Origin of the sequence: Nocardioides sp. JQ2195 (genome assembly GCF_012272695.1) — a bacterium.
In the GTDB taxonomy this organism is placed as follows: Bacteria; Actinomycetota; Actinomycetes; order Propionibacteriales; family Nocardioidaceae; genus Nocardioides.
The window spans coordinates 750,871-770,407 of sequence record NZ_CP050902.1; the positions used below are offsets into that span (position 1 = coordinate 750,871).

The window sequence follows — 19,537 nt, forward strand, 5'->3', positions numbered from 1 at the left end:
CTGCTGCGTGTCCGTGAGGCCGACCCATGTTCGGTGAGCGGATCCAGCTGAAGTCGCCCGAGCAGATCGACAAGATGCGGGTCGCCGGCCTGCTCGTGGGGCAGACCCTGGAGGTCCTGCGTTCCTCGGTGCGTGCCGGGATATCGACCGCGGAGCTCGACGCGATCGCTGAGGACAACATTCGCTCGGGCGGTGGGATCCCGTCGTTCAAGGGATACAGCCAGCCGCCGTTCCCGGCATCGATCTGTGCGTCGGTCAACGACGAGGTCGTCCACGGCGTCCCCGGCGACCGGGTGCTGGCCGACGGCGACATCATCTCCATCGACTGTGGTGCCATCGTGGACGGTTGGCACGGTGACGCGGCGATCACCGTCGCGGTCGGAGAGGTCTCGGCCGAGGCAGCCGACCTGATGCGGGTCACCGAGGAGTCGATGTGGCGTGGATTCGCTGCGGCACGCCTCGGCGGCAAGGTGGGGGACATCTCCCACGCGGTCGAGAGCTACGTCCGCAGCCAGGGCGACTTCGGCATCCTCGAGGACTTCACCGGTCACGGCATCGGCACCGAGATGCACCAGCCGCCGAACGTGCCCAACTTCGGCCGTGCCGGCCGGGGACCCAAGCTCGTGCGTGGCCTCGCGCTGGCCGTGGAGCCGATGGTGACGACGGGTTCGAAGCACACCGATGAGCTCGATGACGGGTGGACGATGGTCACTGTCGACGGCAGCCTGGCCGCTCACTACGAGCACACGTTCACGCTCACGCCGAACGGCGCCTGGATCCTCACGGCGCTCGACGGGGGAGAGACGCGGCTCGCGGAGCTCGGTGTCCCCTTCGGCGGCCACTGAGCCGTTCGACTAGCGTGGGTCCGACCATCCAGCCCCAGACCAGGTAGGAGCCCATGGGCAACATGGCTCACCAGCCCGCCATGCTGTCGACGCTGCGTGTGGCGGTCGGCGCCGAGACCCGGATGTTCACCGACCCGGTGGTCACCGTGGGGCGCGATGGACAGGCCCCGATCTCGCTGCAGCACCCGGACGTCTCCCGGCGCCATGCCGAGTTCCGGCGTACCCGACAGGGATGGGTGCTGGTCGACCTCGACTCCACGAACGGCACGTGGCTCGGCGAGCAGCAGCTCGGCCAGGCGTTGCTCCCGGTCGGACGACCGGTCCACGTCCTGCTCGGGGGCAGCGAAGGCGTGCGGATGCAGGTGGAGGTCGTCCCTGCACAGGTGACCAGCGGTCCGCCCGGGCCTGCCTCGAGCCCGAGTGCGCACCCCGGGCACAGCACCGGTCCCGCGTCCCACCCCGCTGCCGAGCCGCGCCCCGCACCCTACGCCGGTCCGAGGTCCGACCCGGGTGCCCACCCGGACGCCCGCCCGGGGCACGGCTGGTCCGCCGGCCCCGCACAGCCGGCGCCGTCCCAGCCCGACTCGTTCCAGCCCGCGCCGTTCCAGCCCGCGCCGTTCCAGCCCGCGCCACCCTCCCGCGACGTACCGATCGCACCCGGGGCGATGACCCAGCCGTGGTACCCCGCGGGCGAGAGCCCGATGCCGCAGCCGCCACCGGGACACCTGGCCCACGGCCACACAGTCCTGCCCGGCAACCAGCTGCACGGCCGGCTGCTGACCATCGGTCGTTCGCGCACCTGCGACGTCGTGATCGACGACCCGCTCGTCTCCCGCCAGCACGCGACCCTGGTCCCTGGCCCGGCTCCGGTGCTCAACGACCTCGGCAGCTTCAACGGCACCTTCGTCAACGGCACTCGCCTCAACGGCAGCATCGCGCTGCACCCGGGTGACGAGGTCATCTTCGGCAACCAGACGTTCTCCTGGACCGGCACCGACCTGGCCTCGCGGGCCACCCGCACCGACCTCACGCTGTTCGCCGAGAACCTGACCACGGTCGCCAAGGGCGGCAAGCGGCTCCTCGAGGGGATGTCCTTCGAGCTGGGACCGTCGAGCCTGACCGCAGTCATCGGGCCTTCGGGTGCCGGCAAGTCGACGCTGCTGGGCGCCCTCACCGGCTCCAGCCCGGCCACCCACGGCCAGGTGATCTGGCAGGGCCAGGACCTCTACTCGCACTACGAGCAGCTGCGATTCCAGATCGGGCTGGTGCCCCAGTCCGACATCCAGCACCCGCAGCTGTCCGTGCGCCAGGGACTGTCCTACGCCTCCATGCTCCGGCTGCCTCCTGACACCACGGTGGAGGAGCGCTCCCAGCGAGTCCAGCACGTCGTCTCGCAGATGCAGCTCGAGCGGCAGATCGACAACCGCATCGGCACCCAGCTCTCCGGCGGACAGCGCAAGCGCGTCTCCATCGCCACCGAGCTGCTGACCGCCCCGCCGCTGCTGTTCCTCGACGAGCCCACCTCCGGGCTCGACCCGGGGCTCGATCGCGACGTCATGCACCAGCTGCGCACCCTGGCCGACGAAGGTCGCGTGGTCATGGTGGTGACCCACTCCGTGCTCGCCCTCGACGTGTGCGACAACGTGCTGGTGCTCGCGCCCGGTGGCCGACGAGCCTACTTCGGTCCGCCCGGCGGGGTGCTCGAGCACTTCGGCTGCCGTGACTACCCGCAGGTCTTCGACCTGCTCGACGAGCCCGACCTGTGGCAGCGCATCCCGGCCCCACCGGCACCGGTCGACACCGGCCGGTTGCCGTCGATGAACGCCCCGGTCACCCAGCCGCCGCTGCAGTCGATGAGCCGCCAGTTCTGGACGCTCGTGCGGCGCAACCTCGCGGTCACGGTCTCCGACAAGCTGCTGCTGGCGATGCTGGTGCTGCTGCCCCTCGCGCTCGGCGGCCTGAGCCGGGTGGTTCCCGGCGAGGCGGGCCTCGGCATCGCCCGCACGGCCGGGCCCGGGGAGCCCATGGACCACAAGGAGGCGTTGACCCGCCTCACCATCCTCATCATGGCCGCCGCGCTGATGGGCACGGCGGTGACCATTCGTGAGCTCGTCGGGGAGCGGCCGATCTTCCAGCGCGAGTACGCCGTCGGGCTCTCGCCGGGGATGTACCTGCTCAGCAAGGTCACCGTCCTCGGCACGGCCTGCTTCCTGCAGGGCATGGTCGTCACCTGGCTGGCCACGGTCGGCCTCCCCGGTCCGGACAGCGACGGCGCGCTCGGGTTGGGCACCTTCGAGGTCGCCCTCGCCATCGGCGGCCTCTGCTTCGTGATGGCGCTGCTCGGGCTGGCGGTCTCGGCGCTGGTCACCTCCAACGAGCAGACCATGCCGGCCCTGGTCGGGCTGGTGATGGTGCAGCTCGTGCTGTGCGGCGCGCTGGTCCCGGTCGCCGGGCGCGTGGTGCTGGAGCAGCTGGCCTGGTTGTCCCCGGCTCGGTGGGCGTTCGCGGCCAGCTCGGCGACCGTCGACCTCGACAAGGCCAAGCATGCGCTGCCGAAGGCGAAGCAGGACGACCTCGACTCGCTCTACGACCAGTCGGCCGGGCAGTGGGTGCTGAACATGAGCATGATGTGGATCCTCGCCGCGGTGATCCTGGCCACCGCCTTCTGGTTGGTCCGACGCAGCGCCACGTCACGCCGCTGACCCTGTCCAGGTCGGGACTCCTGGGTCCCGGGAGCGATCCGCGACGCTGTGGTCCCGATTTGCAGGGGGCCGCGTGCAACAAATCCGCTCGCGCCGGCGTGAGATGTGCATGGATGTGGTGGTGGCCGACCTCGAGTTCGACGAATGGGTGAGTGCGCGGATCCCCGCGCTGCTGCGCTTCGCCTATCTCGTCACGGGAAGTCGCGAGGCTGCCGACGACGTGCTCCAGAGCGTGCTGACCCGCTCGTTCGAGCGGTGGAGCACGGTGCGGCGTACGCACGATCCGGACGCCTACGTGCGCCGGATGATCATCAACGAGAACGTCTCCTCGTGGCGGCGGTGGGGCAAGCGGCAGACGCCGGTGCCGGAGATCGTCGACCGGCACCGGGTGAGCGACCCGTCCGACCAGGTCAGCAATGCCGATGCGGTGTGGCGGGTCTGCCAGGCACTGCCCAGGCGACAACGTGCGGCGGTCGTGCTGCGGTTCTACGAAGACCTCGACCACCGAGAGATCGCCGGCATTCTCGGGTGTTCCGAGGTGACCGTCCGCTCCCAGATCCATCGCGCACTCGCGGCCCTGCGGGCCGAGCTCGAACGTCAGGAGGCCGACGATGACTGAGCAGCACAGCGACCAGGAGCTGGAACGGATCATGCGACAAGGGCTCGTCGACCGTGCCGCGCACGCGGCGGACGCGCTCGAGGAGCCGATGCGGACACGGCCCCCGCGACCTCGGGGCTGGCTCGGCGTGGCGGCCGTGGCGGCCGCGGTGGTCGTCGGTGGGCCACTCGTGTGGCACTTCGCGGGAGCCGACCAGCGCAGCCCTGCCCCCGACGACCGCGTGGCGGCGGACTCCGGGAAGCCTGCCAGCTGGCGGGTCGAGTCCTACGGCGGGGTGCAGGTGCGCGTCCCCCCGACCTGGGGCTGGGGCGGCGCCCCGATGGCCAACCTCGACGCGGGGGATGAGCGTCCCCTCGACTGCGGAGCCGCGGCGTTCGTGAGGCCCGGCAGCTCCGACTACGAGACCGTCCCGCGGGACACCCCGTACGTCGGCCGTCCGGTGATGATGACCGACGCGTGCGCGATCGTGGGGCTGGAGAACGCGCCGGCGGCGCCGGCCCCGGCCGCGGACTCGGTGTGGCTGGATGCCGCCGGCGTCGAGGTCGGCACGACGGAGCTCGGCGACGGCTACGTCCGCGAGACCGTGGAAGTCGGACGTGGCACGGTCACCGTCACCAGTGACGACCCCGCCCTTCGAGCGAGGATCTTGGCCACGGCCGAAGCGGTCGACGTGGACGACAACGGGTGCCGGGCAGACGCCACGTGGTCCGACGTACCCGCCGGCGACCTGCGCGACGTCGACCCGGAGTCGCTGTCCGTGTGTGCCTACGAGACCGTCGGCGGCGAGACCATGTTGGTCTGGTCCACCCGTCGCGACGCACGCGCGGCCACCGCGTACGGCGACGCCGTGGAGCTCTCATCAGCGACCTACGACCCGATCCGGCTCTGCACGGAGCAGCCGGAGGGGCAGTGGCTGGCGGTCGGCGTCAACGGCAAGGACGGGAGGACCGCTTGGACCGCGGCGGTGATGGGAGAGTGTGCGCAGATCCAGTGGCACTATCGCGCGCAGGGTGATCCGGAGTCGCTGGCTGCCTCACCGGTCATTCCCCGCACGGTGAAGCCTTGGGGTGGTTCCGAGGCACGTGCCTATCTGGTCGGCCCGGTGAAGTGGAGGGAGTACGCCGGCAAGGAGGGCGCGGGCATGTTCCGCGGGATCCTGGGCTGAGTGGTTTCGAGACGGCTCGTTCCTCGCCTCCTCAACCACCGTCGACCGGTGGCTGGTTGCTGGCCTGCTCAGCCACGGCCGACCGGTGGCTGCGTGCTGGCCTGCTCGCCCACGGCCGATCGGTGGCTGGGTGCTGGCCTGCTCAGCCACGGCCGATCGGTGGCTGGGTGCTCGCCTCCTCAACCACCGTCGACCGGCGGCTGTGGAATAGGGGAGCGGCACGAGCCGTTGGCACGGACGTGACCTCCGCTGTGGCCGCCCCAACTGTGCCCGCCCCAACTGTTCCTGCCCCAACTGTTCCTGCCCTGTCCGTGCTCGACCTCGTCCCGGTGCGGACGAACCAGACCACGGCCGATGCCGTGAACGCCTCGCGATCGTTGGCGACGACAGCCGACACCGAGGGGTACCGCCGCTACTGGGTGGCCGAGCACCACAACATGCCGGCCGTGGCCGCCACCAACCCGCCGGTGATGATCAGCTTGCTGGCCGCCGCGACCGAGCGGATCCGGGTCGGCTCCGGCGGCGTGATGCTGCCCAACCACGCGCCGCTCGTCGTGGCTGAGCAGTTCGCCCTGCTGGAGGCGGCCTTCCCCGGTCGCATCGACCTGGGCATCGGCCGCGCACCCGGCACCGATCCGGTCACCGGCTACGCGCTGCGCCACGGCGCAGGGGGCGTGGGCGATGACGCGGTCGAGCGCTTCCCGGAGTACGTCGAGAACATCGTCGCGATGATGGACGAGGCCGGGGTCGGCATCTCCGTGGCCGGGCGCACGCACGAGCTGCGGGCCACCCCGAGGGCGACGTCGCAGGCGGCGGTCTGGCTGCTGGGATCCTCCGACTACTCAGCCCGTCTCGCTGCGCGCCTCGGGCTTCCCTACGTCTTCGCGCACCACTTCTCGGGCAACGGCACCGCGGAGGCGCTCGAGCTCTATCGGTCGACGTACCAGCCCTCGCCCGGGCACCCCGAGCCGCGCACGTTCCTGACCGTGAACGCGGCCGTGGCAGAGACGGCCGAGGAGGCTGAGCGGGTCGCACTGCCCCAGCTGCTGGCGATGGTCGCCCTGCGCACCGGCGGTCGGCTGCAGCCGCAGCTCCTGGTGGAGGAGGCGGAAGCGACGGAGATCCCCGATGCGCACCTGCCGCTGGTGGAGGCGATGCGCCGGCGCTGGGTGATCGGCGACCCGTCTGTCGCGGCCAAGCAGACCGCCGAGCTGGCCGCCCAGTTCGACGTCGACGAGGTGATGGTGCACCCGGTTGCCGGGGCGTACGCCGCGGAGTCGCCCGACGCCGCACCGGCCAGGGAGACCACCTTGCGCCTGTTGGCGCAGGCGATGGGCCCGATCCAGACCTGATTAGGGTTTGCCGCGGCCACGCACTAGACTGGTGCGTCGGCCCAACGTGGGTCTGTTTCGTGGTGCCTCGCGGCTGCCCGGACACCGAGCCCCTTTCACGCGTGAGAGGGGATCCGGACCGGGGAATCGGGTGCCATGCAGACGGCTTCACGAGGTCCACTCCCACTCGTTGGGAGAGGTTCCCGGGCCAGCTGGGGCCGGCCATCCGGTCGCAGTGCACCACGGTAGACGTATCCGTTTCAACAGATTGTGGAGGACATGCCGAAGAAAGAAGGCGTGATCGAACTCGAGGGCACCATCACGGAGGCCCTTCCGAATGCCATGTTCCGTGTTGAGCTCAGCAACGGACACAAGGTTCTCGCCCACATCAGCGGCAAGATGCGCCAGCACTACATCCGCATCCTTCCTGAGGACCGGGTCGTGGTGGAGCTCTCGCCGTACGACCTGACTCGCGGTCGGATCGTCTACCGCTACAAGTGACAGCCGAATACACGAAAGGACCGTCCTCGTGAAGGTCAAGCCGAGCGTCGGCAAGATGTGTGACAAGTGCAAGGTGATTCGTCGCCACGGCCGCGTCATGGTCATCTGCGAGAACCCGCGCCACAAGCAGCGTCAAGGCTGAAGCCACGCGCAACGAAGTTGCGCGAGGCGTCTCAGTCGCAGATCGAGCAAGTCCTCCGGTCGAGCTTGCGAGACCGGAACGGACGCGTCGAAATCCAGTGAGATGAAGACGAGCCCGTCACAACTGAACACAACGACAACGTGATCGCTTAGGCCGCCCCGCTCGTCGGGAGAGCCGAAACCACCTCCGGAGCAGAAGGCCGGAGCCTGGCAGACGTCAGGGCGCGACACGACCGAAACCTCTGTGAACTACCGAAGGGCGCAAGCTCTTCACAGAAAGGGCCATCACATGGCACGCCTTGTTGGTGTTGACCTCCCGCGTGACAAGCGCATCGAGATCGCACTCACCTACATCTTCGGCATCGGCCGAACCCGCTCCCAGCAGCTGCTGGAAGCAACCGGGGTCAACCCGAACCTCCGCGTCCACGAACTGGGCGACGCAGAGCTGGTCAAGCTCCGTGACGAGATCGAAGCCAACTTCAAGATCGAGGGTGACCTCCGTCGCGAGGTCCAGGCAGACATCCGCCGCAAGATCGAGATCGGCAGCTACCAGGGTCGCCGCCACCGCATGGGCCTTCCGGTCCGCGGTCAGCGCACCAAGACCAACGCGCGCACCCGCAAGGGCCCCAAGCGCACTGTTGCCGGCAAGAAGAAGACCAAGTGATCCGAGTGGTCTCGAGACGGTCGCTGCGCGACCTCCTCGACCACCGGGGTCTCTGACTCCTACTTCCTCGTTCCCACAGCTTCCAGCAAACTTCAGGAGATATTGAATGCCTCCCAAGAGCCGCACCGCGGCCGGCGCCAAGAAGGTGCGCCGCAAGGAGAAGAAGAACATCGCTCAGGGCGAAGCCCACATCAAGAGCACGTTCAACAACACCATCGTCACGATCACGGACCCCACGGGCGCCGTGATCTCGTGGGCCTCCGCCGGCACCGTCGGCTTCAAGGGCTCGCGCAAGTCGACGCCGTTCGCGGCACAGATGGCAGCCGAGGCTGCCGGTCGTCGGGCCATGGACCACGGCATGAAGAAGATCGACGTCTTCGTCAAGGGTCCGGGCTCGGGTCGCGAGACGGCGATCCGGTCCCTGGGTGCGATCGGCCTCGAGGTCGGCACCATCCAGGACGTCACGCCCACCCCGCACAACGGATGCCGGCCGCCCAAGCGCCGTCGCGTCTGATCGACCCGAGACTTTCAAGGAGACTTTGAGATATGGCCCGCTACACCGGCCCCATGACCAAGAAGTCGCGCCGTCTCGGTGTCGACCTCGTTGGTGGCGACCAGGCTTTCGAGCGTCGCCCCTACCCGCCCGGCCAGCACGGCCGCGGCCGCATCAAGGAGAGCGAGTACCTCCTCCAGCTTCGCGAGAAGCAGAAGGCGCGCATCTCCTACGGCATCCTCGAGAAGCAGTTCCACAACTACTACGTGGAGGCCTCGCGCCGTCCCGGCAAGACCGGTGACAACCTGCTGCAGCTCCTCGAGTGCCGCCTCGACAACGTGGTCTACCGTGCCGGCTTCGCCCGCACCCGTCGCCACGCCCGTCAGCTCGTCGTTCACGGCCACTTCAAGGTGAACGGCAAGAAGGTCGACATCCCGTCGTTCCAGGTGACCGCCCACGACGTCATCGACGTTCGTGAGAAGTCGCTGGAGATGACCCCGTTCATCGTGGCTCGCGAGACCCACGGCGAGCGCGTCGTCCCTGCATGGCTCGAGGCACTGCCGAACCGCATGCGCGTCCTCGTGCACCAGCTCCCCGTCAGGGCCCAGATCGACATCCCGGTCCAGGAGCAGCTGATCGTCGAGTTCTACTCGAAGAAGTAATCCCTCCCTTTCGCCACTGCAGTTCGGGCCCATCAAATGGTGGTTGGTCCCGGAAAGGAAAGAATCAGTGCTTATCGCTCAGCGCCCTACCCTGTCGGAAGAGTCCGTCGACGAGTTCCGCTCGAGGTTCGTGATCGAGCCCCTGGAGCCCGGCTTCGGTTACACGCTCGGCAACTCGCTGCGTCGTACGCTCCTCAGCTCCATCCCGGGTGCGTCCGTGACCAGCATCAAGGTTGACACCGTCCTCCACGAGTTCTCGACCATCGAGGGTGTGAAGGAAGACGTCACCGAGGTGATCCTCAACCTGAAGGGTCTCGTCGTCTCCTCCGAGCACGACGAGCCCGTCACCATGTACCTGCGCAAGCAGGGCTCCGGTGACGTCACGGCCGCCGACATCCTGCCTCCGGCGGGTGTCGAGGTGCACAACCCCGACCTGAAGATCGCCACCCTGTCCGAGAAGGGCAAGCTGGAGATGGAGCTCGTCGTCGAGCGCGGTCGTGGCTACGTCAGCGCAGTGCAGAACAAGGGTGCGGACAACGAGATCGGCCGCATGCCGGTCGACTCGATCTACTCGCCCGTGCTCAAGGTGACCTACAAGGTCGAGGCCACCCGTGTCGAGCAGCGCACCGACTTCGACAAGCTGGTCATCGACGTCGAGACCAAGCCGTCGATCCGGCCCCGCGACGCGATCGCGTCGGCCGGAAAGACCCTGGTCGAGCTGTTCGGCCTGGCTCGCGAGCTGAACGTCGAGGCCGAGGGCATCGACATCGGCCCCTCGCCCGTCGACGAGCAGCTGGCTGCCGACCTCGCCCTCCCGGTCGAGGACCTGCAGCTGACCGTGCGTTCCTACAACTGCCTCAAGCGTGAGGGCATCCACACCGTGGGTGAGCTGATTGCGCGCTCGGAGCAGGACCTGCTCGACATCCGGAACTTCGGTTCCAAGTCGATCGACGAGGTCAAGGGCAAGCTGGTCGAGATGGGCCTGTCCCTCAAGGACAGCGCTCCCGGCTTCGACCCGGCCACCGCCCTTGCTGCCTACGGCGACGACGACGACGACACGTTCGTCGAGGACGAGCAGTACTAATTGAATTTGGCCGAGCGAGTCGGCGCTTCGCTTGACTCGCTGCCGGCCTCGCAGTCGAAGTCCGCTTCGGTTCGAGGTCGGCGGGCGGCTGACGGGGTGGGGCCCCACGGTCTCGCGCTTGGTCAGCACCACACTCCTGTTACATCTACTCCGGTACCTGACACGGCCGGGGAGAATCGAGAAGAAGAATGCCTACCCCCAAGAAGGGCACCCGTTTCGGCGGTAGCCCGGCGCACCAGCGGCTGATCATCAGCAACCTCGCCACCGCGCTCTTCGAGCACGGGCGGATCACGACCACCGAGGCCAAGGCCCGGGTGTTGCGTCCGCACGCCGAGAAGCTGATCACCAAGGCGAAGAAGGGCGACCTGCACAACCGCCGCGAGGTCCTCAAGACCATCCGCGACAAGTCGGTCGTGCACACCCTCTTCACCGAGATTGCGCCCACGTTCGCCGAGCGTCCGGGTGGCTACACCCGGATCACCAAGCTGAACCCCCGCAAGGGCGACAACGCCCCCATGGCGGTCATCGAGCTGGTGACCGAGGCGTACAGCCCGAAGGCTCCGTCGACCAAGAAGGTCGAAGCGGCTGCTGCTCCCGTCGAAGAGGCCCCCGTCGAGGAGACCGAGACCGCCGAGGCTCCGGCCGAGGAGACCGAGGTCGCCGCCGAGGAGACCGAGGGCGCCGAGGCTCCTGCAGAGGAGACTGAGGTCGCGCAGGACAAGACCGAGGGCTGAGGCTTGCACGAGGCCGTTGGCCTCATCAGGCCTGGCTGAACCTCAGCAGGTCAGTCACGAGGGCTCGTCACCGCAGGGTGGCGGGCCCTCGTGCCATTTCTGACCACTGTGGTGGCCGTCTCGTGGTGGGTGGTCTCAACAGGCGGGCTCGCTGCTCGCCCGGCCCGAGCGCCAGGGGTTTGCGGTGCGCGACCGAGCGACACCCTGCCCTCAGACGCCGGGCAGGGCCTCCGGCTCCTTGCTGTGCAGGCGTCCGCCGCCGAGATCTGCCTGTTGGCCCGCGGACCAGCCACCGGCCATGCCGGAGCCGGAGAGCTGGCGGGGTCGAGCCTTCCCGAGGCGGGGATAGGTGTCACGCAGTGCCTGGTCGACCTCGGCGGACCGGTCGGCCAGGACCAGGCCGACCGAGCGCCCATCGCGTTGGGCGTGGCTCGCCGCGTCGGCCTCGGCCCGACGCTCGGCGTCCTCGAGGCGCCGGCTGATGGCCAGGCGGAAGCCGGCCAACCAGGAACGACGGAAGGCGGCCTTGTTCTCCGGGCGGGGCACGGGGGTGCGGGACAACCAGGTGGATGCCTGCATGAGCAGGCTGGTGAACAACAGGTCGGCGCGGGCAAGGTCGGACTGGTGGCCGAACAGGTGCACCGCGAACCGGGTGCCCTGCGGGGTGCGATCGGTCATCTGCACGGCGCGGCACCGCAGTCGCATCGCGACCGAGCTCAACAGCTCGGCCTTGTCGCGGGCATACGGAGCATCGAGTCGCACGACCCGGTCCCCGACCACGTCGGTGTTCGGCAGGTCGACGGCGAGCAGGGCCTGATCGATGCCGTAGTCGGCGATCAGCCGGGCAGCCCTGGCCGTGTAGAGCTCGGCCTCCTCCGGGGTCGTCGCGTCGTTCTCGGCCTTCGCCAGCAGCTTCCGGATCTTGGCGAGCATGGGGTGGTCGACGGGCATGGGGTGGATCCTTCCGTTGTGGGTCACCCCACCCTGCGGCACCCCACCCACAGGCCGACCCCGTTGTCCACAGGGCCGGGTGACGGGCCGGGTTGCCGGTGGTGACGCGGAGCCCCACCATGCGCTAGGCATGGGGCATGAGCCCGCACGCACTGGTGGTCGGAGAGTCCTTGGTCGACGTCGTGAGGGCCGCCGACGGCACCGTGGCCGAGCACCCCGGCGGCAGCGCCGCCAACGTCGCCGTGGCACTGGCCCGGCTCGGACGTCCCGTGCACCTTGCCACCAGCCTCGCGGACGATCGGCACGGCCGGCTGGTCGCCGAGCATCTGCAGCAGTCCGGCGTCTGCCTCACCGCGGACCCGCACGTCGCGCGTCGTACGTCGACCGCGACGGCCACGATCGACGCCGCCGGTGCCGCGACGTACGCCTTCGACCTGGACTGGCGCCTGGGCGTGGTGCCGGTCGAGCCGGCGCCGCTGGTGCTGCACGTGTGCTCGATCGGCGCGCTGCTCGAGCCGGGGGCGTCGACCGTGCGCGACGTCGTCTCAGCGCTCGCCGGGCGATCGGTCGTCAGCTACGACCTCAACCTGCGACCCGCCGTGACCGGCACCGGCCCGGAGGTGCGTGAGGGCGTCCTGCAGCTGGTCGGTGCCGCTGACGTCGTCAAGGCCTCCGACGAGGACCTGGTCCAGCTGTTCGGGAACCCACGCGTGGATCAGGTCGCACGCGAGCTGCTGGAGCTCGGCCCGGAGGCTGTCGTGGTCACCCGCGGTGGCGAAGGGTCCACGTGCTTCCTGCCCGGAGGCAGCTCGGCGCACGCCGAGGTCGTCCCGGTGACGGTCGCCGACACCATCGGCGCCGGTGACACCTTCTCCGCGGCCATGATCGACGCGCTGTGGGACTCCATGGTGGAGCAGCCGCGGCGTGGGGCCGACGAATCGGGTGGAACTGGTGAGCCGGTCGGACCGAAGGGTTGGCCCCGGGGGAGGAGCGGCACCGACGCGTGGGAACGGGTCCTGGCCCATGCCTCGCGTGCGGCTGCGGTGACCGTGTCACGGCCGGGGGCCGATCCGCCGTACCGCCGGGAGCTCGGCACCTGACCGCGTGGCAGGATTGTCGACCGTGCGCACCAGGATCGACCTCGCCTACGATGGCACCGACTTCAAGGGCTGGGCCCGCCAACCCGGCCTGAGGACCGTCCAGGAGGTCCTCGAGGAGTCCCTGGCGACCGTGCTCCGGGTGCCCTCGGTGTCGGTCACCTGCGCCGGTCGCACGGACTCCGGGGTGCATGCCCGGGGACAGGTGGTGCACCTCGAGCTCGACGAGCAGGAGCTGACCGCCTCGATCGGCCGGTCCCGGCTCGCACCGATGGAGGCCCTGCGCCGACGGCTGAACGGGATCCTGCCGCCGGACGCCCGCGTGCACCGGGTGGACGCGGCTCCTCCCGGCTTCGATGCCCGCTACTCAGCGATCTGGCGCCGCTACGCCTATCGCGTCACGGACCGCGACGTCGACCCGCTGACCCGTCACCACGTGCTGGCCTGGCCTCGCCATCTCGACGTCGACTCGATGAACGAGGCCGCCGACCTCCTGCTCGGGCTGCGGGACTTCGCGGCCTACTGCAAGCGCCGCGAGGGCGCCACCACCGTGCGCACCCTCATCGACCTGCACTGGGAGCGTGATGCGACCGGACTGGCCGTGCTCACCGTGCGGGCCGACGCCTTCTGCCACAACATGGTGCGGGCACTCACCGGCGCGCTGCTCGCCGTCGGCGACGGGCGCCGTACGCCGGACTGGCCCCAGCAGGTGCTCGCCACCGGGCAGCGGAGCCCCGCGGTGACCGTGGCCCCCGCCCGGGGGCTGACGCTAGAGGAGGTCGGCTACCCGGACGGACTGGAACTGGTCCGGCAGGCCGAGCGAGCGAGGAACAAGAGGGAGCTCCCCGATGACTGACCACTACTTCTCTGCCGATCCGTCGGTGCCGTTCACCCGCGAGGACTTCACCTGTGAGGTCTGGGGCAAAGAGCTCGCGCTGACCAGCGGCTCAGGGGTGTACTCGCGCGGCCACCTCGACCACGGGACGGCGATCCTCTTCCGGGAGACCGAGCCGCCGGCCCAGGGGCAGGTGCTCGACCTCGGCTGCGGCTACGGGGTGATCGGGCTGGCCATCGCCCGGTCGGTCCCGCTGGCCAACGTCACCGCGGTCGACGTCAACGAGCGCGCCGTGCTGCTGGCGAACGAGAACGCCAGGGCTCTCGGGCTGGAGGGTCGCTTCGTGGCGTGCACGCCGGACGCGGTGCCCACGACGTACCGCTTCGACGAGATCTGGTCGAACCCACCGATCCGCATCGGCAAGGAGGCACTGCACGAGCTGTTGCTGACCTGGCTTCCCCGCCTGGCACCGGGCGGCCGAGCGGTCATGGTGGTGGGCAAGCACCTCGGTGCCGACTCACTGCAGCGCTGGCTGGGGGACCAGGGGTTTCCCACCCGGAGGCTGGCCAGCGCCAAGGGCTTCAGGGTCTTGGAGACTCGTCGGACCGAGTGAGCTCGCCCAGCCCCACGGTTTCCTCGCTGGCGGCCTGGCGCAGGCGCTCGGATCGCGTGGGTGTGTCACGGGAGCGCTCCCACCAGGAGCAGGCGGCGAGCACACCGGCCACCAGGACGGCGCCACCGACGATGTCGATGACGTAGTGCTCACCGAAGTAGACCAGGGTCACCGCCATGGTCGCAGGGTAGGCGAGCAGCAGCCACCGCCAGGCGGAGCGCAGGCGCAGCACCGCATAGACCGCGATGAGGAACGAGATGCCGAAGTGGAGTGAGGGCATCGCGGCGACGGGGTTGCCGACACCGGTCAGGACGAGGTGGTAGCGACCCAGGCCGACGGCGTCCCAGCCACGGTGGGTGATGCGCCAGACGGGGTGCTCGATGAAGCCGCCCTCGGTGGCCATCCACGGGGGAGCCATCGGGTACAGCATGTAGATCACCAACGCGACCAGGTTCGCCCCGACATAGCGCCGCATCCACTTCTTCCACTCACCACGGTTGCGCAGCCACAGGACCATCGCGATGATCAGGCCGGTCACGAAGTGGCTGGTGTAGACCAGTGCGAAGAGCAGGTCGTACCAGCGGGCGGGGCTGTCCGGGTTGCAGGGGGAGCCGCACAGGCGTTCCTGGAGCCAGTACGACGGGAGGTCCCCGCCGAACATCCACTCGTCGACGGTGACCGGCATCTGCGTGTGCACCGGCATCCTCAGCAGCTCGTCGGCGAGCCCGCGGCTGTAGAAGTAGACGACCAGCGCCGCCACCGGCACCCACCAGTCCCTCAGGAAGCTCAGGTGGTAGCGCCAGGGCTCCTCGACGTTCCAGCAGATCGTGGCCAGCCACAGCCAGAGGAAGATCTGCACGGTGTCGCTGGGCACGCCGAAGTGGTAGATCCAGACGCCCAGGATCCCGGCAAACACCAGGAACGCCGCGGCGCGCACCCTCGAGCGGGTGAGGCCCTGCCTGGTGGGAAGGGGAGAGCGCACTGCGCTGCCCCCCGTACCCGAACCCATGACGGGTATCGTACGTCAACCATCCCGCTGCGAACACTTCAATTCGACTGGTCGATCCGCGCCGGTCCGGGGCTCCGGGAAACCCGTTTGCGAGTCCGTGGTCCGGCGCGCAGAATTCGGCCCCATGGGCCACGTCGACGTCTCCGGTGTCAGGTATGAGCTCCCGGACGGTCGGGTGCTGCTCGACGACGTCGCGTTCCGGGTGGGTGAGGGCGCCAAGGTCGCGCTGGTCGGCTCGAACGGTGCCGGCAAGACGACGCTCCTGCGCATCATCACCGGCGAGTTGAAGCCCCACGCCGGGGCGGTGGTGCGCACGGGTGGCCTCGGTGTGATGCGCCAGATGGTGAACGCGGGCCTGCCCGAGGCGCCCACCGTCGCCGACCTGCTGCTCTCCGTTGCCCCTCCGAGGGTGCGCGAGGCGGCGGACGCGGTCGACGCCTGCGAACGGGCCCTGATGGACTCCGACGACGAGCAGACCCAGATGCGCTACGCCACTGCGCTCGGCGACTTCAACGATGCCGGAGGCTACGACATCGAGGTGGTGTGGGACGTGTGCTGCACGGCGGCGCTCGGCACACCGTTCGACCGCGCCAAGTATCGCGACCTCGGCACCCTCAGCGGCGGGGAGCAGAAGCGGTTGGTGCTGGAGTACCTCCTGCGCGGCCCCGACCAGGTGCTGCTGCTCGACGAACCCGACAACTTCCTCGACGTGCCCGGCAAGATCTGGCTCGAGCGGCGGATCACGGAGTCGGAGAAGACGATCCTGTTCATCAGCCACGACCGGGAGCTCCTGGACAACACCGCGACGCGGGTGGTCACCGTGGAGCTCGGCTCCAACGGCAACCGGGTCTGGACGCACCCGGGCGGCTTCGCGTCGTACCACGAGGCCCGCAAGGACCGCTTCCTGCGCTTCGAGGAGCTGCGCCGGCGCTGGGACGAGGAGCACGCGAAGCTGAAGGCGCTGGTGCTGCGGCTCAAGATCAAGTCGGAGTACAACGACGGCATGTCCTCGCAGTACCGCGCGGCCCAGACCCGGTTGCGCAAGTTCGAGGAGGCCGGCCCGCCGATGGAGCAGCCGCGTGAGCAGCAGGTGACGATGCGGCTCATGGGCGGCCGCACCGGCAAGCGAGCCGTGGTCTGCGAGCAGCTGGAGCTGTTGTTGCCACCGTCGGACGAGGCAGGCAGCGACCGGTCGGTCGAGATGATGCGGCCGTTCGACCTCGAGGTCTGGTACGGCGAACGCGTGGCCGTGCTGGGCTCCAACGGCTCCGGCAAGTCGCACTTCCTGCGACTGCTCGCCGCCGGCGGCAGTGACCCCGACATCGAGCACCAGCCGATTGGTGACGTCCCGGTCGCCACGGTCCACCACCGTGGCCGCGCGAAGCTCGGTGCTCGAGTCCGCCCGGGTTGGTTCGTGCAGACCCACGAGCACCCGGAGCTGGTCGGACGAACCCTGCTGGAGATCCTGCACCGCGGCGAGGCCCGGGCCGATGGTCGTGGCCGGCAGGGGATGGGCCGTGAGGAGGCCTCGCGGGTCCTGGACCGCTATGAGCTGGCGCATGCGGGGGAGCAACGCTTCGAGTCACTCTCCGGTGGGCAGCAGGCACGCTTCCAGATCCTGCTGCTCGAGCTCTCCGGGGCGACGCTGCTGTTGCTCGACGAGCCGACCGACAACCTCGACGTGCAGTCGGCCGAAGCCCTTGAGGAGGGGCTCGAGGCATTCGAGGGCACCGTCGTGGCGGTCACCCACGACCGCTGGTTCGCCCGCGGGTTCGACCGGTTCCTGGTCTACGGCGCCGACGGGTCGGTCTACGAGTCCGACGGCCCGGTCTGGGACGAGGGGCGGGTCGAGCGGGCCCGTTGAGGCCTCGGGCCATCTCGGCCCCCCCGCAACGTCATACGTCCCGGTTGCCGGAGCCGCCCGAGCGTATGACGTTGCGCTCAGGGGTCAGCTCAGCTGGGCCTTGGCGAGCCTGGCCTCGCGGCGTACGTCCTTGGCCAGGCGCTTGGCGTCCTTGCGGGCCAGCGACGCGGCGTTGCCGGCGCGCCAGGCCAGGCCCGGCTTGCCCTCGGTGTCGACGCCGGCAAGCAGCAGGCCACCGACGACGGAGGTGTTCTTGAAGAACTGCAGCCGCTGCAGGTTCTTGGCTGCCGGGTCGCTCTCCTCCCAGAAGGCGTGTCCGGCGAGCGTGGTCGGGACCATGCTGCCGGCGAGGACCAGTGAGGCCAGGCGCGGAGCCCGACCGGTGGCCAGCGCGGCCGCGGCGAGCAGCTGGACACCGGCGTTGACGCGGACATAGGTCCTCGCGTCGGTCGGCAGCGGCGCCCCGGGAGCGGCCTTGCGCACCAGCGGTGCGACGCGGTCGGTCATCCTGGCCGCCTTCGGGGCCAGCTTGTCGGTGTGCTTCAACGCGTTGACGGCACCGACGAAGAAGGTCGAGGCGAGCAGCGGACGGGCGATCAGGCGTACGGGAGTCATGCACTCATTCTTACCCGATCGCCAAGGCTTCAGCCCTGCGCGGGCCAGCTGTCGCGCCGGCACGGACGACGGGCCCCGGACGCACGGCATGAAGCCGGCGTCCGGGGCCCGTGTCGCTGAGCCGGGTCAGCTCACTTCCAGCGCTCGGAGGCTGCGACGAACTCCAGCTGCCGGTCACCGGTGTAGATCTGCTTCGGACGGGCGATCTTCTGCTCCTTGTCCTGGACCAGCTCGAGCCACTGTGCCAGCCAGCCCGGCGTACGGCCGATGGCGAAGAGCACGGTGAACATCTCGGGCGGGAACTGGAAGGCCTCGTAGATCAGGCCGGAGTAGAAGTCGACGTTGGGGTAGAGCTTGCGCTTGACGAAGTACTCGTCCTCGAGCGCGATCTTCTCGAGCTCCTTGGCGATCTCGAGGAGCGGGTTGACCCCGGTGACCTCGAAGACGTCGTCGCAGGCCTTCTTGATGATCGTGGCGCGCGGGTCGAAGTTCTTGTAGACCCGGTGGCCGAAGCCCATCAGCTTCTCGTTGCCGTTCTTCACGCCCTCGATGAAGGCGGGGATGTTCTCCTTCGACCCGATGCGGCGCAGCATCCGCAGCACCGCCTCGTTGGCACCACCGTGGAGCGGGCCGTAGAGGGCCGAGACGCCGGCGGAGACCGCGGAGTAGGGGTCGACCTGCGAGGAACCGACGGAGCGGACCGCGTTGGTCGAGCAGTTCTGCTCGTGGTCGGCGTGCAGGATGAACAGCACGTCGAGGGCCTTGACCAGGCGCGGGTCGGCCTCGAACTTGCGCTCGCTCATCTTGAACAGCATCGAGAGGAAGTTCTCGGTGTAGCTCAGGTCGTTGTCCGGGTAGATGAACGGCTTGCCCTGGGCGTGGCGGAACGACCACGCACCCAGCGTCGGCATCTTCGCGATCATGCGGACGATCTGCATGTGCCGGTTGTCGGGGTCCGAGATGTTGCGGGCGTCGGGGTAGAACGTCGACAGCGCTCCCACCGAGGCCATCAGCATGCCCATCGGGTGGGCGTCGTACCGGAATCCGTGCATGAACGACTTCACGTTCTCGTGCACGAACGTGTGGTACGTGATCTCGTGCTCCCAGTTGTCGTACTGCTCCTTGGTGGGCAGCTCGCCGTGGATGAGCAGGTAGGCGACCTCGAGGAAGTTGGACTTCTCCGCGAGCTGCTCGATGGGATATCCGCGGTACTCGAGGATGCCCTTCTCGCCATCGATGAACGTCACTGCGCTGCGGCAGGACGCGGTGTTCACGAAGCCGGGGTCGTAGACCGCGAGGCCGGGTTCGTCCTCGGAGACGCGGATCTTGCCCAGGTCGCCGGCCTTGATGGTGCCGTCGGTGATGGGGACTTCGTATTCGCTGCCCGTGCGGTTGTCGCGAACGGTGAGCGATGCTGCCTCGTTGGCAGTGGCGGCCGGTACGTCGGTCACGTCGGCTCCTGTCAGTGAAAGAGTGTCGTGGACTCTCGTATGTTTGTCAGTGGCCAACCTATTCCGTTCTCCCCGATCACGCTAACGCGGGTTCTCCCTCGTGGACGTGACTCGCGAGTAACCGAAGCGTGTGGGCTGGCGGCTCCCCGTGCTCGCGATGC

Annotated in this window: 20 protein-coding genes; 16 read left to right on the plus strand and 4 right to left on the minus strand. The window is 69.0% G+C overall.

What is annotated here, in order from left to right:
- Positions 1-26: 26 nt before the first annotated feature.
- The 12 genes from map to rplQ all read left to right on the plus strand — a co-directional run bounded on the left by map (position 27) and on the right by rplQ (position 10,941).
- Positions 27-845 carry a type I methionyl aminopeptidase gene (gene map / locus ncot_RS03560; protein WP_168616365.1) on the plus strand — a complete coding sequence of 273 codons (819 nt, stop codon included), beginning with the start codon at positions 27-29 and terminating at the stop codon, positions 843-845.
- 53 nt (positions 846-898) lie between these two features.
- Positions 899-3,547: an FHA domain-containing protein gene (locus ncot_RS03565; protein WP_168616366.1), complete on the plus strand. Its 2,649-nt coding sequence runs from the start codon at positions 899-901 to the stop codon at positions 3,545-3,547.
- Positions 3,548-3,668: 121 nt separating this feature from the next.
- Complete coding sequence (locus ncot_RS03570) at positions 3,669-4,166, plus strand: SigE family RNA polymerase sigma factor (protein WP_240938045.1); 498 nt, start codon at positions 3,669-3,671, stop codon at positions 4,164-4,166.
- Positions 4,159-5,331: a hypothetical protein gene (locus ncot_RS03575; RefSeq protein WP_168616368.1), complete on the plus strand. Its 1,173-nt coding sequence runs from the start codon at positions 4,159-4,161 to the stop codon at positions 5,329-5,331. Before ncot_RS03570 ends, ncot_RS03575 begins: the two co-directional genes overlap by 8 nt.
- Before the next feature lie 311 nt (positions 5,332-5,642).
- Positions 5,643-6,683: an LLM class flavin-dependent oxidoreductase gene (locus ncot_RS03580; protein ID WP_240938046.1), complete on the plus strand. Its 1,041-nt coding sequence runs from the start codon at positions 5,643-5,645 to the stop codon at positions 6,681-6,683.
- Between the two features lie 258 nt (positions 6,684-6,941).
- Positions 6,942-7,163, plus strand: coding sequence for a translation initiation factor IF-1 (gene infA, locus ncot_RS03585; protein WP_026145687.1), 222 nt, complete (start codon positions 6,942-6,944; stop codon positions 7,161-7,163).
- A gap of 28 nt (positions 7,164-7,191) precedes the next feature.
- Positions 7,192-7,305, plus strand: coding sequence for a 50S ribosomal protein L36 (gene rpmJ / locus ncot_RS03590; protein ID WP_056681713.1), 114 nt, complete (start codon positions 7,192-7,194; stop codon positions 7,303-7,305).
- Positions 7,306-7,593: 288 nt separating this feature from the next.
- Positions 7,594-7,968, plus strand: a complete 375-nt coding sequence (gene rpsM, locus ncot_RS03595) for a 30S ribosomal protein S13 (RefSeq protein WP_057323048.1) — start codon at positions 7,594-7,596, stop codon at positions 7,966-7,968.
- A 106-nt stretch (positions 7,969-8,074) separates the two neighbouring features.
- On the plus strand, positions 8,075-8,482 hold the full coding sequence (rpsK, locus tag ncot_RS03600; RefSeq protein WP_056681707.1) for a 30S ribosomal protein S11: 408 nt from the start codon (positions 8,075-8,077) through the stop codon (positions 8,480-8,482).
- A gap of 32 nt (positions 8,483-8,514) precedes the next feature.
- Entirely contained in the window at positions 8,515-9,123 is a 609-nt protein-coding gene (gene rpsD / locus ncot_RS03605; protein WP_168616369.1) for a 30S ribosomal protein S4, read from the plus strand.
- Between the two features lie 67 nt (positions 9,124-9,190).
- On the plus strand, positions 9,191-10,207 hold the full coding sequence (locus ncot_RS03610; RefSeq protein ID WP_168616370.1) for a DNA-directed RNA polymerase subunit alpha: 1,017 nt from the start codon (positions 9,191-9,193) through the stop codon (positions 10,205-10,207).
- 188 nt (positions 10,208-10,395) lie between these two features.
- Positions 10,396-10,941: a 50S ribosomal protein L17 gene (gene rplQ, locus ncot_RS03615; protein WP_168616371.1), complete on the plus strand. Its 546-nt coding sequence runs from the start codon at positions 10,396-10,398 to the stop codon at positions 10,939-10,941.
- Between the two features lie 210 nt (positions 10,942-11,151).
- On the opposite strand, the gene ncot_RS03620 is transcribed toward rplQ, so the two are convergent.
- Positions 11,152-11,892 carry a DUF2786 domain-containing protein gene (locus ncot_RS03620; RefSeq protein WP_168616372.1) on the minus strand — a complete coding sequence of 247 codons (741 nt, stop codon included), beginning with the start codon at positions 11,890-11,892 and terminating at the stop codon, positions 11,152-11,154.
- Between the two features lie 137 nt (positions 11,893-12,029).
- On the opposite strand from ncot_RS03620, the gene ncot_RS03625 reads away from it, so the two are divergent.
- From ncot_RS03625 to ncot_RS03635, 3 genes are read left to right on the plus strand one after another with little or no spacing between them, the layout of a single operon-like run.
- The gene (locus ncot_RS03625) at positions 12,030-12,992 is read left to right on the plus strand and encodes a carbohydrate kinase (RefSeq protein ID WP_168616373.1); all 963 of its coding nucleotides are present in this window, start codon (positions 12,030-12,032) and stop codon (positions 12,990-12,992) included.
- Between the two features lie 22 nt (positions 12,993-13,014).
- Complete coding sequence (gene truA, locus ncot_RS03630; RefSeq protein WP_168616374.1) at positions 13,015-13,845, plus strand: tRNA pseudouridine(38-40) synthase TruA; 831 nt, start codon at positions 13,015-13,017, stop codon at positions 13,843-13,845.
- Positions 13,838-14,437, plus strand: coding sequence for a methyltransferase (locus tag ncot_RS03635; protein WP_168616375.1), 600 nt, complete (start codon positions 13,838-13,840; stop codon positions 14,435-14,437). Before truA ends, ncot_RS03635 begins: the two co-directional genes overlap by 8 nt.
- Here the strand turns inward: ncot_RS03635 and ncot_RS03640 are convergent.
- Complete coding sequence (locus ncot_RS03640) at positions 14,406-15,446, minus strand: phosphatase PAP2 family protein (protein ID WP_168616376.1); 1,041 nt, start codon at positions 15,444-15,446, stop codon at positions 14,406-14,408. The two genes, ncot_RS03635 and ncot_RS03640, sit on opposite strands and share 32 nt — an antisense overlap.
- Before the next feature lie 124 nt (positions 15,447-15,570).
- On the opposite strand from ncot_RS03640, the gene ncot_RS03645 reads away from it, so the two are divergent.
- Complete coding sequence (locus ncot_RS03645) at positions 15,571-17,310, plus strand: ATP-binding cassette domain-containing protein (protein ID WP_168616377.1); 1,740 nt, start codon at positions 15,571-15,573, stop codon at positions 17,308-17,310.
- Positions 17,311-17,394: 84 nt separating this feature from the next.
- On the opposite strand, the gene ncot_RS03650 is transcribed toward ncot_RS03645, so the two are convergent.
- On the minus strand, positions 17,395-17,925 hold the full coding sequence (locus ncot_RS03650) for a DoxX family protein (protein ID WP_168616378.1): 531 nt from the start codon (positions 17,923-17,925) through the stop codon (positions 17,395-17,397).
- A 131-nt stretch (positions 17,926-18,056) separates the two neighbouring features.
- Positions 18,057-19,376, minus strand: a complete 1,320-nt coding sequence (locus ncot_RS03655; RefSeq protein WP_168616379.1) for a citrate synthase — start codon at positions 19,374-19,376, stop codon at positions 18,057-18,059.
- Positions 19,377-19,537 lie beyond the last annotated feature (161 nt).

Excerpts from the sequence above, each read along its gene's own strand:
- map (WP_168616365.1), top strand. The coding sequence starts at position 27 with ATGTTCGGTGAGCGGATCCAGCTGAAGTCGCCCGAGCAGATCGACAAG.
- ncot_RS03625 (WP_168616373.1), top strand. The coding sequence starts at position 12,030 with ATGAGCCCGCACGCACTGGTGGTCGGAGAGTCCTTGGTCGACGTCGTG.
- rpsK (WP_056681707.1), top strand. The coding sequence starts at position 8,075 with ATGCCTCCCAAGAGCCGCACCGCGGCCGGCGCCAAGAAGGTGCGCCGC.
- ncot_RS03650 (WP_168616378.1), bottom strand. The coding sequence starts at position 17,925 with ATGACTCCCGTACGCCTGATCGCCCGTCCGCTGCTCGCCTCGACCTTC.
- ncot_RS03575 (WP_168616368.1), top strand. The coding sequence starts at position 4,159 with ATGACTGAGCAGCACAGCGACCAGGAGCTGGAACGGATCATGCGACAA.
- rplQ (WP_168616371.1), top strand. The coding sequence starts at position 10,396 with ATGCCTACCCCCAAGAAGGGCACCCGTTTCGGCGGTAGCCCGGCGCAC.
- infA (WP_026145687.1), top strand. The coding sequence starts at position 6,942 with ATGCCGAAGAAAGAAGGCGTGATCGAACTCGAGGGCACCATCACGGAG.
- ncot_RS03620 (WP_168616372.1), bottom strand. The coding sequence starts at position 11,892 with ATGCCCGTCGACCACCCCATGCTCGCCAAGATCCGGAAGCTGCTGGCG.
- ncot_RS03645 (WP_168616377.1), top strand. The coding sequence starts at position 15,571 with ATGGGCCACGTCGACGTCTCCGGTGTCAGGTATGAGCTCCCGGACGGT.
- ncot_RS03565 (WP_168616366.1), top strand. The coding sequence starts at position 899 with ATGGGCAACATGGCTCACCAGCCCGCCATGCTGTCGACGCTGCGTGTG.
- rpsM (WP_057323048.1), top strand. The coding sequence starts at position 7,594 with ATGGCACGCCTTGTTGGTGTTGACCTCCCGCGTGACAAGCGCATCGAG.
- ncot_RS03640 (WP_168616376.1), bottom strand. The coding sequence starts at position 15,446 with ATGGGTTCGGGTACGGGGGGCAGCGCAGTGCGCTCTCCCCTTCCCACC.
- rpsD (WP_168616369.1), top strand. The coding sequence starts at position 8,515 with ATGGCCCGCTACACCGGCCCCATGACCAAGAAGTCGCGCCGTCTCGGT.
- ncot_RS03635 (WP_168616375.1), top strand. The coding sequence starts at position 13,838 with ATGACTGACCACTACTTCTCTGCCGATCCGTCGGTGCCGTTCACCCGC.